We start from the raw sequence: 13,379 nt of genomic DNA, 5'->3' as shown, positions 1-13,379 counted from the left end.
CGCGAAGCCCCCCACCGTAGGACGGAGAGGGGCTTCGCGAGGTTGAGACCTGAACCTCGGAAGGTTCCAGTACTCGGAAGGTTCTAGTACGAGTGGTGGACCAGCCAGTAGGACCAGGCACCGCACGGGCTTCCGTAGCGGCCGTTCATGTAACTGAGGCCCCACTTGATCTGGGTGGCCGGGTTCGTCTGCCAGTCGGCGCCGGCGGACGCCATCTTCGAGCCGGGGTAGGCCTGGACGAGGCCGTAGGCGCCGGAAGACGGGTTGGTCGCCCGGTAGTTCCAGGTCGACTCGTGGTCCACGATGTTGCTGAAGCACTGGAACTGGTCGGCCGGCACGATCTGGCGTGCGATGGCCTGGATCTCGGCCACCGTGTAGGAGCCCTGCGTGGCGAACGAGGTGGTGGAGCGGACCTCGGAGCGGCTGGCGCGCTCGGCCGCTTCCTTCTTCTCCTGGCGCTCCTTCTCCAGCTTGTCCTCGGCCGCCTGCTTCTTGGACTTGGCGTCCTTGGCAGCCTGGATACGGGCCGATTCCTCCGCGGACTTCTTCGCGGCGGAGTCGGCCGCGGACGCCTGCGCGTCGGCCTGCTGCGTCAGCGACGCGGTCTGCACCTGGGCCTGCTGGCCCGCGGGAATGTCGGCGAGCAGCGTGGTGTCGGCTGCGGTCGCCTCGAAGTTGTTGTCGTCGACAGCAGGGGTGCTGCCCGATGCAACGCCTACGACGGCGCCTACGGTGGTGACCGCGGTGGCAGATGCCACGGCGAACCCCCGGACCGAGATCCGGCTCACACGGTGTCCTTCCAGCATCGCCCGCTTAGGTGACCTCGCGGGCGCAATCGTGCCCCTGACACTGGCCTCCCTACTGCTTGGGTCACGGGAGGCACGGGCCCGGTGGGCGACTCCCCGGAGGGAACGCCGCGTGGTACTCGCGGGCGGCATACGGGCGGCGGTTGTTGAGTTGTCTGGTGTGTGGCACCTCTGGAGGTGCCGGTGTGCCGTATGCGGGGCCTGACGGAAGCAAGACTCTGCCGGAACGGGACGCCGGGAAGCAATTCTCTGTTGCGTGTGAAAGCTCACACCTCGTTTGGAGCACCCGAATTTCGGAAAAGGCGCCGCAACGCGAGGCCGCCCGGCTAGGCTCCTTGGCCCGCCGGGCGGCAGCAAAAGCCCCAGCCGGTATCAGATCTGACCTTCCTCCAGCATTTCGGTCACCAGGGCGGCGATACGGGAACGCTCGGAACGCGTGAGCGTCACGTGCGCGAAGAGCGGGTGGCCCTTCAGCTTCTCGACCACGGCGACCACGCCGTCGTACCGGCCGACCCTGAGGTTGTCCCGCTGCGCCACGTCATGCGTGAGCACGACGCGCGAATTCGTGCCGATCCGGGACAACACGGTCAGCAGGACGTTCCGTTCGAGCGACTGGGCCTCGTCGACGATCACGAAGGCGTCGTGCAGGGACCGGCCCCGGATGTGGGTGAGCGGCAGGATCTCCAGCATGCCGCGTCCCAGCACCTCTTCGATCACCTCGCGTCCGGAGACGGCCGAGAGGGTGTCGAAGACGGCCTGCGCCCAGGGGCTCATCTTCTCGGCCTCGCTGCCGGGGAGATAGCCGAGCTCCTGGCCGCCGACCGCGTACAGCGGGCGGAAGACCATCACCTTCTTGTGCTGCCCGCGCTCCAGCACCGCTTCGAGGCCGGCGCAGAGCGCGAGGGCCGACTTGCCGGTGCCGGCCCGGCCGCCCAGCGACACGATCCCGACCTCCTGGTCCAGCAGGAGATCGAGGGCGATGCGCTGCTCGGCGCTGCGGCCGTGGATGCCGAACGCTTCCCGGTCGCCGCGCACGAGGCGCACCTGCCCGTCGGGCGTCACCCGGCCGAGCGCCTTGCCCCGCTCGGACTGGAGGACCAGACCGGTGTGCACGGGCAGGTCGGCGGCCTCGGGGACGTACAGCGTCTCCTCGGCGAAGAGCAGGTCCACCTGGTCGGCGGCGAGGGGCAGTTCCGCCATGCCCGTCCAGCCGGAGTCGGTGATCGCGAGTTCGGCGCGGTACTCCTCGGCGAGGAGGCCGACCGAGGACGCCTTGATGCGCAGCGGAAGGTCCTTGGAGACGACCGTGACGTCGTACCCCTCGGCCTGGAGGTTGCGCGCGACCGCGAGGATCCGTGAGTCGTTGTCCCCCAACCGGTAGCCGGCGGGCAGGACGCCGGGATCGGAGTGGTTGAGTTCGACACGGAGCGTCCCGCCCAGGTCCCCGAGGGGGATCGGGGCGTCCAGCCGGCCGTAGCGGACCCGGAGGTCGTCCAGCAGGCGCAGGGCCTGGCGGGCGAAGTAGCCGAGCTCCGGATGGTGCCGTTTGGCCTCCAGTTCCGTGACCACGACGACAGGGAGCACGACTTCGTGCTCGTCGAAGCGGGCCATGGCGTTCGGATCGGCCAGCAGGACGCTGGTGTCGAGAACATAGGTGCGCCTGTCGGGCATGCGGCGCTTTGTGCTGGTCACCACGGAAGGACGTACCCCCTCGGACGAGGTTGGGGTGCGACGGCGTCGCGGAGCATCCCAATGGGAGAGGACGGACCGGGCTCCGGCCGCCTTGCGCGGGCCGAGCGCCGGCCCTCCACGTCAGCCGCACTGTGTGTACGGTCCCTCGTGTGCAAAGGGCCTCCCGGGCGAGCGGACTCGACGCCGCTCACTTGGACACGGCGTCCGCCTGGTTGATGACCGGACGCCGACCTGTCAGGGATATGCCCTCGAACACGCCCGGCCATGCCGACCGGCCCCACTTCCGGGGGAAGGCCGGGCGGGTGGCGCGGTGGTGGCTCAGCCGCCGTAGCGGCGGTGGCGGGCGGCGTAGTCGCGCAGGGCCCGCAGGAAGTCGACCCGGCGGAAGGCCGGCCAGAAGACCTCGCAGAAGTAGTACTCCGAATGCGCGCTCTGCCAGAGCATGAACCCGGAGAGCCGCTGCTCACCGCTGGTGCGGATCACGAGGTCCGGGTCGGGCTGGCCGCGCGTGTAGAGGTGCTCGGAGATCAGGTCGGTGGAGACGATCTCGGCCAGGTCCTCGAAGGAGGTGCCCTTCGCGGAGTGGTCCAGGAGCAGCGAGCGCACCGCGTCGGCGATCTCCTGGCGGCCCCCGTAGCCCACGGCGACGTTGACCAGTATCCCGTCGACGCCGATCGTGGCCTGCTCGGCCTCCTTGAGGACCGTCTGGGTGTGGGAGGGCAGCAGGTCGAGCGTGCCGACGTGGTGGACGCGCCAGCGGCCGTCCGCGGCGAGGCCGCGCACGGTGTTCTCGATGATGCCGAGCAGGGGCGTCAGCTCGGCATCGGGCCGGTCGAAGTTGTCCGTGGACAGCAGCCAGAGCGTGACGACCTCGACGTCGGTCTCGCTGCACCAGCCGAGGAGTTCCTTGATCTTGTCGGCCCCGGCCTGGTGCCCCTCGGCCGCGGTGCCGCCGGACGCCTTGGCCCAGCGCCGGTTGCCGTCGAGGATGACACCGATGTGCTTGGGCACCTGGGCGTGATCGAGGCGGGCCTCCACCCGGCGCGCGTAGAGCCCGTACACCAGGTCGCGCAAGTTCACTGAGTCCACCTCTCGGTTCCGTGCGGGCCCGCCGGCCCCTTCACCCGGGGTCCGGGATCGTCCCCCGGGGATCGGATCGCCGCACTGGAAAGGAGCATCGCTCCGCCGTGTCATGGCAGTCCCGTCAGGGCCACCACATTACTGCGCAGCCGCCGCACCGGCCCAACCCGGCCTGTCACAAGTCCGTGATAAGCAGAGAATCATGACTGACTCCCCTTCCTCCTACCGGGCCGCCGGATCGCGCTACGACTCCATGGAGTACCGGCGCAGCGGACGCAGCGGCCTGAAGCTCCCGGCCGTCTCTCTCGGTCTCTGGCACAACTTCGGCGACGACCGGTCGCTCGGCTCGCAGCGGGCCATCCTGCGCCGCGCCTTCGACCTCGGTGTGACCCATTTCGACCTGGCCAACAACTACGGCCCGCCGCCCGGCTCCGCCGAGCTGAACTTCGGCAGGCTCTTCCGGCAGGACTTCGCGCCGTACCGGGACGAGCTGCTGATCTCCACCAAGGCGGGATACGAGATGCACCCCGGCCCCTACGGGGAGTGGGGCTCGCGCAAGTACCTGCTGTCGTCGCTGGACGCCTCGCTGAAGCGGATGGGCCTGGACTACGTCGACATCTTCTACTCGCACCGCTTCGATCCGGACACTCCGCTGGAGGAGACGATGGGGGCGCTGGCCTCCGCCGTGCGCCAGGGCAAGGCGCTGTACGTGGGGGTGTCCTCGTACAACTCGGCGCAGACCGCCGAGGCGGCGCGGCTGCTGCGGGAGATGGGGGTGCCGGCCCTGATCCACCAGCCGTCCTACTCGATGATCAACCGCTGGACCGAGGACGACGGGCTGCTGGACACGCTGGAGGCGGCCGGTATGGGCTGCATCTCCTTCGTGCCGCTGGCCCAGGGGCTGCTGACCGGGAAGTACCTGAACGGCGTACCGGAGGGCTCTCGGGCCACGCAGGGCAAGTCGCTCGACCCGGGGCTGCTGTCGCGGGAGGTGGTGCGCCGGCTGAACGGGCTGAACGACATCGCGCGCCGCCGGGGCCAGTCGCTCGCCCAGCTGGCTCTGACGTGGGTGCTGCGCGACAGCCGTATGACGTCGGCCCTGATCGGCGCGTCACGGGTGGAGCAGCTGGAGGAGAACGTCGCCGCGCTGGCGGGTCCCGGGCTGTCGGCCGAGGAGCTGAAGGAGATCGACACCTTCGCCGTGGACACCGAGGGCACCAACATCTGGGCCGGACGGGGCTGAGGACCCCGGCCCGTCCGGTCTCCGGCACGGGCCGGGACGCGGGCACAAAAAACGGGCCGGTCCGTGGGGGGGGTTACGGACCGGCCCGAGGGGGGGGTTCCACCATAACCCTTCGTAAGTGATGTTGGGTGCCGCGGCGCGAAATAATTACTCTCCGAGAGTGGGAGGCTCCGCTCCGGGCACGCGATCGGGGGCCGCGCACGCCCTGGACCTGCACGGACGCCCCGGGGCGCCGGTCAGTCACCGAAAACGTCCACAGGATGTCCACATTCCGTGTCTCAGTGGCCGCCCCGCGGCTTCACGCAGCCGGTGCCTTCCATGTAGCGGCCATGCGCTTCGGCGTTGACGAGGCCGTTGACCGTGCCGTCCAGCGAGCCCTTCACGCACAGGGTGCCGAGGGACAGGATGAACGAGGTGCGGTGCGGTCCGAAGGAGCCGGTGGCGATCGTCCCTTCGGCGTATCCGAGCCCGGTGAGTGCCCGGCGGACGCCGGTCTCGGTCGACTCGCGTCCCTCCGCGAGCCCGGCGAGCCCCCGCTTCACCTTCGCCACCTCGGCCTCGCCCCTGGCCCGGTCCGCGTCCGACAGGTCGAGGGTGGACTGGAAGGCGTGGTTCTCGGCGTAGTGCGGGGCGCCGTCGCCGGGGCCCCGCTCGTCGTACGGGCTCGCGGACGGGCTCGCGGACGGGCTCGCGGACGGGCTCGCGGCGATGGGTGACGGGCTGTCCGGGGCCGAGGCGGCCCGGCCGCCGGCGTGCTCCGTGCCGCAGCCCGCGAGGGCCGCGGCCAGCAGGAGCGCGGTCGCGCCGGTGAGGAGCGGGGAGGTACGTCCGACTGGGCTCATGGGCACGAGTATGGGACACCGACGTGCCTGCCCGGGGCGGGAGTTGGGGGGCGGACCCGTCGTCAGGTCGTGGCCGCGGCGCCCCGGTGTCCCCGGGTGAAGCGGATGCCCACGGTGTCGCCGCCGACGACCACGAAGCGGCCGCCCTGGCAGCGGATGACGGCCTCGTGGACCTCGCCCCGCTCGTCCCGGCGTTCGTCGGTGCTCAGCACGGTCCAGCCTCCTTCGGGGGGCTGGGGCAGGGCGGCCAGGGCGGTGTACTCCCACTGGGCGGCGGGGACGCACCAGTCGGGCAGGTGCGGCCAGGTGCCGGCGCCGACGTGCAGGGTGCCGTCGGACGCACAGGTCAGGAGCACCGACTGGCCGTCGTCCAGGAGGAAAGCGACGGCCTCCGGCTCGCCCATGCGCCCCTCCGGGCGGTAGAAGATGCCGAGCACGCCGACGATCCTGGCCCCCCTGAGCCACTCGGCGTTGCCCTGGCGCGGGCCGCGTGTGGCGTCCCTGTCGTTGCCGGCGTCCATGGCCTGCTCCTTCCCCGAGCGCTCAGCGAACAGAGTGCCATCCTTCGGGCCCCGGGGGCGTTGGTCTCACACCGGTTTTCGGGCCTCGATCAGGAAGCGGGTGGTGTGGGCGACGAACGGGCCGCCGGTCTCCAGCTCGTGGTGCAGCTCGGCGAGCCGGGGCCGGTACTGCTCGACGGTGAAGCCGGGCACCATCCAGATCACCTTGCGCAGGAAGTAGACGACGGCGCCGATGTCGGAGAACTCGGTACGCAGCCGCTCGGCCCGCAGGTCGACCACGTCGAGACCGGCCGCCTCGGCGTCGGCGCGCGCCCGCTCCGGGTCGCGGGCGCCGCGCACCTCGGGGGGCTGCGGTCCGAGGAAGTACTCGACCAGCTCGAAGACGCTGGCGGGGCCCACCTGTTGGGAGAGGTATGTGCCACCGGGGGCCAGCACCCGGGCGATCTCCTGCCACCAGGTGGTCACCGGATGGCGGCTGACCACCAGGTCGAAGGCGGCGTCACCGAAGGGCAGCGGCGGCTCGTCGTCGTCCGCGACGACCACGGCGCCGCGCGGGTGCAACAGGGCTGTGGCGCGGGCGATGTTCGGCGGCCAGGACTCGGTGGCGACGGTCGGCACGGGCAGCTTCGGCACGGAGGCGAGCACCTCGCCGCCGCCCGTCTGGATGTCGAGCGCGGCCCGCGCCCGGCCCATCCGCTCCCCCACCAGCCGGGCGTACCCCCAGGAGGGGCGCTCCTCGGTGGCCCGGCCGTCCAGCCAGGAGAAGTCCCAGCCATCTACGGAGACGGCGTCCGCCTCGGCGACGAGGGCGTCGAACCGGGCGGCTTCGCCGGGCTCGGGTGGTGTGCGGTCCTCGGGTGCGGCGGGCATGCGGCCATGGTCGCAGGGGGCGGCGAAGGGGCGCGACCGTTTTACCGCCCGCGCGGCAGGGCCCGAATGGCGACGGCGCCACGGGCGCCGCTCGCGCGGGTCCGTGGCGCCGTCGGCGCGCCCAGGTCGTGTCGCGAAGTCCCGTCGTACCCGAAGGGCGTCGGGGGGCCGGACGGGGCTTCGCGGACACGGCCCGGGGGCGGGGTCACCACCAGAAGACGGGGTACGGCTGCTTGTTGACCCGGTTGCCGACGAGGCCGACCAGCACCAGGATCACCGTGGCCGCGGCGAGCAGGGCGAGGAACGGGACGACCGAGGGGCCGGTGGCGGCCACGATCACGGCCGTCGCGGCGGCCGGTGAGTGGGCGACGCGCAGCAGCATCATGGCGCCGAGCGCGAGTCCGCCCGCGATGCCGGAGGCCCAGACACCCTGTCCCAGGGCGGCGAGGACGACGAACCCGGTGACCGCGGAGACGAGTTGTCCGCCGATCACGCTGCGGGGCTGCCCGAGGGGCGTCTGACTGGCACCCGCGATGAGCGCCATGCTCGCCGCGAGCGGCGGGATGAGGAGTACCTGGTCCGTCCATTCGCCGATGGCCACCAGGAGGGTCAGCGCGATCACGCTGCTCGCGGTGGCGACCAGCATCGTCAGCGGCTTGGGCCGGGGTGGCGCCTGGGTCGCGTGCCACGGACGCGTGGGGGCGGGGACCTCGGCCACGGGCCTGGTCTGCGTCATTGTGTCGGATTCCTCTCAACTCACGAGTGATGCACATCCGCCGCCTAATGGCTTACCCATTAGCGCTGACGGTATGAATGTACCCGCAACCGACCGGCTACGCGGCCGGTTGCGGGACTACGACCGGAATGACTCAGCCGGTCAGCGATGCCTCCCCGAGACGGTCGGCACCGCACGGCAGGGGCAGCTCCCTGGCCTGCTGGGCCAGCGGCGCCCGTCTGACCTTGCCCGAGGTGGTCCTCGGCAGCGCCTCCACCACCGAGAACGCCCGGGGACAGGCATGGGGCGCCAGTCGCTCGGCGCAGAACCGCGCGAGCTCCGCCGCCACGTCCTGGGGACCGGCGCCGCGCGGCACGCTCTCCAGCTCCAGATACGCGACGGGCACGGCGCCCCCGACCGGGTCCGGCTGCGGCACCACCGCCGCCTCACGGACCGCGGGGTGCCCGCGCAGCACCGCCTCGGTCTCGTACGGGGAGATCCGGTGGTCGTACGACTTGAAGACGTCGTCCTCCCGGCCGAGGACGCTCAGGAACCCCTCGGCGTCCCGTACGGCGATGTCACCGGTCCGGTAGAGCCCGGCGTCGACGGCCGGGCGCAGGGCCCCGCTGTCGTCGATGTAGCCGGCCATCAGCCCGGCCGGGGCGGCCGCCGCGTCGACGCACAGCTCGCCGGGGCCGTTCTCCGTCGGCCCGTCCTGGCCCATCAGGGTGAGGACGTACCCGGGCAGCGCCTTGCCGAGCCGGCGCCCGGCGCCGCGCAGCGCCGGGGTGGTGCCGGCCAGGGCCGTGGCCTCGCTCTGCCCGTAGCCGTCGCGCAGCCGTACCCCCCAGTGGGTGGCGACGGCCTGCGCCTCGGCCTCGGTCAGGGGCTCGCCCGCGCTGGTCGCCTCCCGCAGCCGTCCGGGGCCCCGCCGCGCCAGGTGCGGCATCAGCAGGCGCCAGACGCTGGGGGGTGCGCAGACCGAGGTGACCTCCAGCCGGTCCGCCGAGGCGCCGAACTCCGCCGCGTCGAACGCGCCGGGGGCCAGGGCCACGATCGTCGCCTGCGCGTTCCACGGGGCGAAGAAGCCGCTCCAGGCGTGTTTGGCCCATCCCGGTGCCGAGACGTTGAGGTGCCGGTCCCCGGGGCGCAGCCCGTTCCAGTACATGCTCGACAGATGGCCGACGGGGTAGCTGGTGTGCGTGTGGGCGACCAGTTTCGGCGCGGAGGTCGTCCCCGAGGTGAAGTAGCAGAAGGCGATGTCGTCGGCGGGTGTGGGGCCGTCCGGGAGGAAACTGTCCGGCATCGGCTCGCGGTCCGCGTAGGGCAGCCAGCCCTCGGCGGAGCCCTCGACGACGATCCTCGCCCCGGGAACGGCGGGCACCGCAGCTGCGGTCCGCTCCTCGGAGATCACGTGCTGGACCCGCCCGCGCTCGACGCGCTCCCGGATCTCGGGCCCGGACAGGCTGGTGTACGCCGGAATGACGACGGCGCCCGTCTTCAGGCAGGCGAGCAGGATCTCCCAGAGCTGGGTGCGCACGTCCAGCAGGAGCAGCACGCGCCGGCCGCGCCCGACGCCCAGCGAGCGCAGCCAGTTGGCCGTGCGGTCGGACTCGCGCGACAGCTGGTCGAAGGTGCTCTCCGCCGGCGTGCCGTCCGCCCCGACGACCGAGAGCGCCGTCGCCCCGTTGCCCCGGCCGATGACGTCGAACCATTCGAGCGCCCAGTTGAAGTGCCCGGGGCGCGGCCAGCGGAACGCCGCGCACGCGGCGTCGTGGTCGTCGCGGTGGAGCAGGAGGACGTCCCGGGCGGCCCGGAACTCCTCGTGGGCCGGGGTGCGCCGGTGGGTCCAGTAGGCGGCGGCGGACGGGCCGTTCACTGCGCCTCCAGGCAGGTGAGCTGCGGTACGCGGCGCTGGGCGAGCATGTCCTGCGCGATGGCGTCGGCATCGGCCATGAACTCGCCCCAGGGGCCCGGCCGGCTGCTGCCGACCTGGGTGAACCAGCGCGCGTGCTCGGTGGGTATGCCGAGCGCGTACAGCCCGGCCACCGGCTGCCCGTGCGCGTCCACCGGGTGGTACGGGGCGCTGGTGACCGACAGGCCGCCCGTGTCGAACACGGCCTCGTCGTCGACGTTGGCGTAGCTGGTGGCCAGGCCGCGCTCGCGCAGTGCGGTGATGAGCGGGCCGCTGTCACGGCGGATGTCGGTGGTGGGGATGCGGGCGTCCACGACCACCTCGACGGGGACCTCGGAGCCGGTCACCTGCCGGGACGCCGCGACGAAGGTGCCGTTCCCGGCGTCCGTACGGAATTCGGCGCCCGGCCCGAGTATCCGCAGCACGCCCGCCTCCATCAGGGCCAGCACCTGTTGGAGCCGCTTCCGGGGCGGGCCCGCGGCCAGGTGCGAGCTGACCGGGACGAACCGGCCGAGGAAGTCGAGTTCGTGCGAGCAGGCCGTCAGGCCGCCGAGGTCGACGGCGAGCCGGATGGTGGAGCGCACGTCGCGCAGCGTGTCCAGCGCCGCCTTGACGGGCCCGTCGTGGTTCCCCCGCGCGGCGTGGGCGAGGTCGTCCTCGATGAGTTCGGTCAGCCGCTTGCGGTAGCCGTCGGGGCCGTCGAAGACCTCGTCCCGGAACGGCCGGGCCCAGGCGAACAGGTCGACCCCGGGGTCCTTCACGCCGAAGCGGCGGGCCCTGCGGGCGACGGCGAACTCCGGCGCGGCGTCCATGGAAGCGGCCCGGGTCGCCTCCGTCACGAAGACCGCGGCGGCCTGCGGGCCCTGCTCCCCGCGGATCAGCGTCTCGAAGTAGACGAGGTTGACCTCGGCCATGATCCAGGGCAGGACCTGCCGCTCGAAGTCGAGCTTCCCGGACGCGGTCAGCGCCCGCACGCGCTCCCGGGTGAAGATCCGCGCCCGGTAGGAGTGGTCCGGGGACTTCTGGTTGCGGCCCCGGGCCGGCAGGGGCACGCCGCTGCGGGAACCGGCGACGATCCCGGGCTCCCGGCCGCTGGGGACGTAGCGCAGGGCCCCGTCCCCGGCCTCCTCGTACCGCCCGCCCCGGCCCTCGGTGAGCAGGCTCATGACGTCGTAGAAGGCGAGCCCGAGGCCCAGCACCCCCACGGTGGCGGTCGGCGGTACGTCGTCCAGCGCCATGTCGGCCGCGGAGTCGCCGCGCACATAGCGCAGATGCGGCCGCTCGTCGGCGAAGTCCGCCAGGACCCGCTGCTCCGGGAGGAGTTCGGGTACGGAGTGCCCGGTGGTGAGGGCGACCCGTTCGACGGTGAGGACGTCGGCGCTCCGCGGCCGTACGAGCCAGCGGCCCCCGGGCCCCTCGGCGCACAGGTCCACCACCCGGTCGGTGAGGCAGGACACCCGCACGTGCGCGGGGGCGCCGGTGACGACCGCGTCGAGGACGAACCGCAGGTACTCGCCGTAGACCGCGCGCGGCGCGTAGCCGAGCGGGTCGCCCTCGTCTGGATGGGCCCGCTGCCACCACTCGCCCAGCGAGGGGCCGGCGCCCGCGCGTGCGGGGCCGTCGTCACAGGGGCCGGAGAACATGGTGACCTCACCGGCCGGCGTGTTCATCAGCAGGGTCCTCGGCTGGTCGGTCCGCCAGATGCGGCCGGCCCCCGGCTCGTGGTCGTCGATCACATGGAGGCGCACCTCGCGGCCGCCCTCGTCGGCGGCGGCGCGGGCCACCAGACGTTCCAGCACCGCCAGACCGCGTGGCCCGGCGCCCACGATCGCCGCGCTGAGCGGTGTCGTGTCATGTGTCACTGCCTTCTCCTCGTGTCCTGACAGCAGTGCTTGTCGGTCATATCTGTCGGCCGTGTGGTTGAGCATGTGCAGCAGTTCGTGGGAGGCGAGGCTGCCCCGGGCGGGCCGGCCTCCGGGCAGGGGGAGGGCGCCCGTCCGCGCCCACTCCAGACGCCCGTCCGGCCCGATCGCCCCCTGGGTGAGCCCCTTGTTGTCCACGTGCAGGCAGTACGGCACGTCGAGCAGGCCCTCGCGGAAGGCGTGGAGCAGGCCCTCGCCGATGTCGCCCGCCTCCAGCACGGGGGCCATCAGGGCGCGGGCCTCGCGCAGGATGTCGGTCGGGTCGGCCTGCCCGTGCCACGGCAGCACGCTCTCGTGCCGGGCGTGGCGGGCGGTGGCGTCGGCGAGCCGCAGGGCGGCGAGGTTCTCCTCGACGCTCGGGATGCGGTGCGCCTCCACCGAGGTCTTCACGATGAGCCGCCCGGCCCCGCCGCGCACCGCGACCTCGGCACTGGTGGCCTGGAGCAGTTCGGCGCCCTGCAGGCTGCGCGGGAAGACGCCCATGTACGCGTAGAGCACGATGTGCCGTTCCACCCACGGCGGAAGCAGTTCGTCGGCGAGGATCCGCATGGCGGCGAGCGCCTCGATGTCCTGCACCGGGCTGGTCTGCTGGGCGTAGCTCAGGCTGACGGAGGGGATCCCGCACCGCGCGAAGAAGAGGCCCTCCAGCACGCTCATCGCCACCAGCAGCGAGGGCGGGCACAACTGGCCCAGCAGGCAGCCCCCGAAGGTCTCCAGATGGGCCCCGAGCCCCTGGGCCCGGCACTCCTCGGCGAGTCGCGTGCCGGCGTCCCGCCAGGACGCGACGGACTCCGCGAGCGGCGTGCGCCCGTACGGCAGGCAGTAGGAGACCGGTCCGCCCTCGCTGGTCGTCAGGCCGGCGGCGGCCATCGCGGCGAAGATGTCGGCGGGCTGCGCCGATCCGTGCCGGACCTGGACGGGGAGGTCCCCGGCCGCCCCCGCGACGGACCTCGTGATCTCGGGGCCGTGGGCGACGAGGGGGAAGCCGTTCAGCGGGAGTCCCTCGTCCAGCGCCCGGCGCGCGCCCGCGTGGTCACCGACGCGTGTGTAGCTGTCCAGCGTGATGGTGCCGACCGCGCGGACCTGGCTGTCCGCGACGGCGCGGAGTCCGGCGGCCATGTCCCCGGGCAGCGCCATGCCCATGCGCGGCTGCACCACGAGCCGCCCGTCCTCGGCCGCCCTCGCCACGTGGGCGTTCAGGTCGGCGGGTATGCCCTCGGTCATGTGCCCGGCACCCCCACGAGCTCGTGCGGCTGGGCGCCCGGGAGTTCGTGCAGGTAGTCGGTGAGCGCCTGGGGCGACGCGCTGTCGCTGAATACGGCGTCGAACCCGGCCGCGACGAGTTCGTCAGAGTACTGGTCGTTCCCGTCGCCGAGGATTCCGAGCTTTCCGCCGATCATGACGGGTAATCCGGCCCCTTCCGGGGTTTTCCGGAGCTTCTTGATGACACGTCGCCCGTCGAGGAATCCGTGGCCGTTGACCGAACTGATCACCACGGCGTCGGGCCGTTCCACGCGTATCGCGTCGAGGATGACGTCATCGGGAACACATGATCCGAGGTTGATCACCTCGTTTCCGCTCTCCTGCAGCAGGAGCTGCAGGAAGACCAGATTCCAGGTATGCGAGTCGGAGGACACGGTCGAGAGGAGCACGCGGCGCTGCGGCCGCCTTGCGGGTGTGATCATTTCCCTTTCCTGATTCGGTCGGTCCGGCCTGCACCGGCTGGGGCTACCGCCCGTAACCTGACGGCTGCACGCTGGAGTGAGCTGTGCC

11 protein-coding genes are annotated in these 13,379 nt (G+C 72.2%); 1 reads left to right on the top strand and 10 read right to left on the bottom strand.

Annotated features, from left to right (window positions below):
- Nucleotides 1–83: 83 nt before the first annotated feature.
- The 3 genes from P8A18_RS22335 to P8A18_RS22325 all read right to left on the bottom strand — a co-directional run bounded on the left by P8A18_RS22335 (nucleotide 84) and on the right by P8A18_RS22325 (nucleotide 3,578).
- A complete protein-coding gene (locus tag P8A18_RS22335; protein WP_306056995.1) occupies nucleotides 84–788 on the bottom strand; it encodes an aggregation-promoting factor C-terminal-like domain-containing protein in 705 nt (234 codons plus the stop codon).
- 390 nt (nucleotides 789–1,178) lie between these two features.
- Nucleotides 1,179–2,501, bottom strand: coding sequence for an RNA 5'-3' helicase PhoH2 (gene phoH2, locus P8A18_RS22330; RefSeq protein WP_026249372.1), 1,323 nt, complete (start codon nucleotides 2,499–2,501; stop codon nucleotides 1,179–1,181).
- A 315-nt stretch (nucleotides 2,502–2,816) separates the two neighbouring features.
- Nucleotides 2,817–3,578 (bottom strand): isoprenyl transferase, encoded by a 762-nt coding sequence (locus tag P8A18_RS22325; RefSeq protein ID WP_306056993.1) that lies wholly within the window; start codon nucleotides 3,576–3,578, stop codon nucleotides 2,817–2,819.
- 202 nt (nucleotides 3,579–3,780) lie between these two features.
- Between P8A18_RS22325 and mgrA the strand changes: the two genes are divergently transcribed.
- Nucleotides 3,781–4,821, top strand: a complete 1,041-nt coding sequence (mgrA, locus tag P8A18_RS22320) for an L-glyceraldehyde 3-phosphate reductase (protein ID WP_306056991.1) — start codon at nucleotides 3,781–3,783, stop codon at nucleotides 4,819–4,821.
- A 278-nt stretch (nucleotides 4,822–5,099) separates the two neighbouring features.
- Here the strand turns inward: mgrA and P8A18_RS22315 are convergent, their stop codons facing one another.
- The 7 genes from P8A18_RS22315 to P8A18_RS22285 all read right to left on the bottom strand — a co-directional run bounded on the left by P8A18_RS22315 (nucleotide 5,100) and on the right by P8A18_RS22285 (nucleotide 13,291).
- The gene (locus P8A18_RS22315) at nucleotides 5,100–5,663 is read right to left on the bottom strand and encodes a hypothetical protein (RefSeq protein WP_306056989.1); all 564 of its coding nucleotides are present in this window, start codon (nucleotides 5,661–5,663) and stop codon (nucleotides 5,100–5,102) included.
- Nucleotides 5,664–5,725: 62 nt separating this feature from the next.
- Complete coding sequence (locus P8A18_RS22310) at nucleotides 5,726–6,184, bottom strand: hypothetical protein (protein ID WP_306056987.1); 459 nt, start codon at nucleotides 6,182–6,184, stop codon at nucleotides 5,726–5,728.
- A gap of 66 nt (nucleotides 6,185–6,250) precedes the next feature.
- Nucleotides 6,251–7,054 (bottom strand): class I SAM-dependent methyltransferase, encoded by an 804-nt coding sequence (locus P8A18_RS22305; RefSeq protein WP_306056985.1) that lies wholly within the window; start codon nucleotides 7,052–7,054, stop codon nucleotides 6,251–6,253.
- Between the two features lie 205 nt (nucleotides 7,055–7,259).
- Nucleotides 7,260–7,790: an HPP family protein gene (locus P8A18_RS22300; RefSeq protein ID WP_018550327.1), complete on the bottom strand. Its 531-nt coding sequence runs from the start codon at nucleotides 7,788–7,790 to the stop codon at nucleotides 7,260–7,262.
- Nucleotides 7,791–7,923: 133 nt separating this feature from the next.
- On the bottom strand, nucleotides 7,924–9,648 hold the full coding sequence (locus P8A18_RS22295) for an AMP-binding protein (RefSeq protein WP_306056982.1): 1,725 nt from the start codon (nucleotides 9,646–9,648) through the stop codon (nucleotides 7,924–7,926).
- Nucleotides 9,645–12,830, bottom strand: a complete 3,186-nt coding sequence (locus P8A18_RS22290; RefSeq protein WP_306056981.1) for an FAD/NAD(P)-binding protein — start codon at nucleotides 12,828–12,830, stop codon at nucleotides 9,645–9,647. Before P8A18_RS22290 ends, P8A18_RS22295 begins: the two co-directional genes overlap by 4 nt.
- Nucleotides 12,827–13,291: a cobalamin B12-binding domain-containing protein gene (locus P8A18_RS22285; protein WP_306056979.1), complete on the bottom strand. Its 465-nt coding sequence runs from the start codon at nucleotides 13,289–13,291 to the stop codon at nucleotides 12,827–12,829. Before P8A18_RS22285 ends, P8A18_RS22290 begins: the two co-directional genes overlap by 4 nt.
- Nucleotides 13,292–13,379 lie beyond the last annotated feature (88 nt).

The organism is Streptomyces sp. Mut1, assembly GCF_030719295.1.
Classification (GTDB): Bacteria; Actinomycetota; Actinomycetes; order Streptomycetales; family Streptomycetaceae; genus Streptomyces; species Streptomyces castrisilvae.
This window is presented reverse-complemented; position numbering and strand designations above follow the sequence as displayed.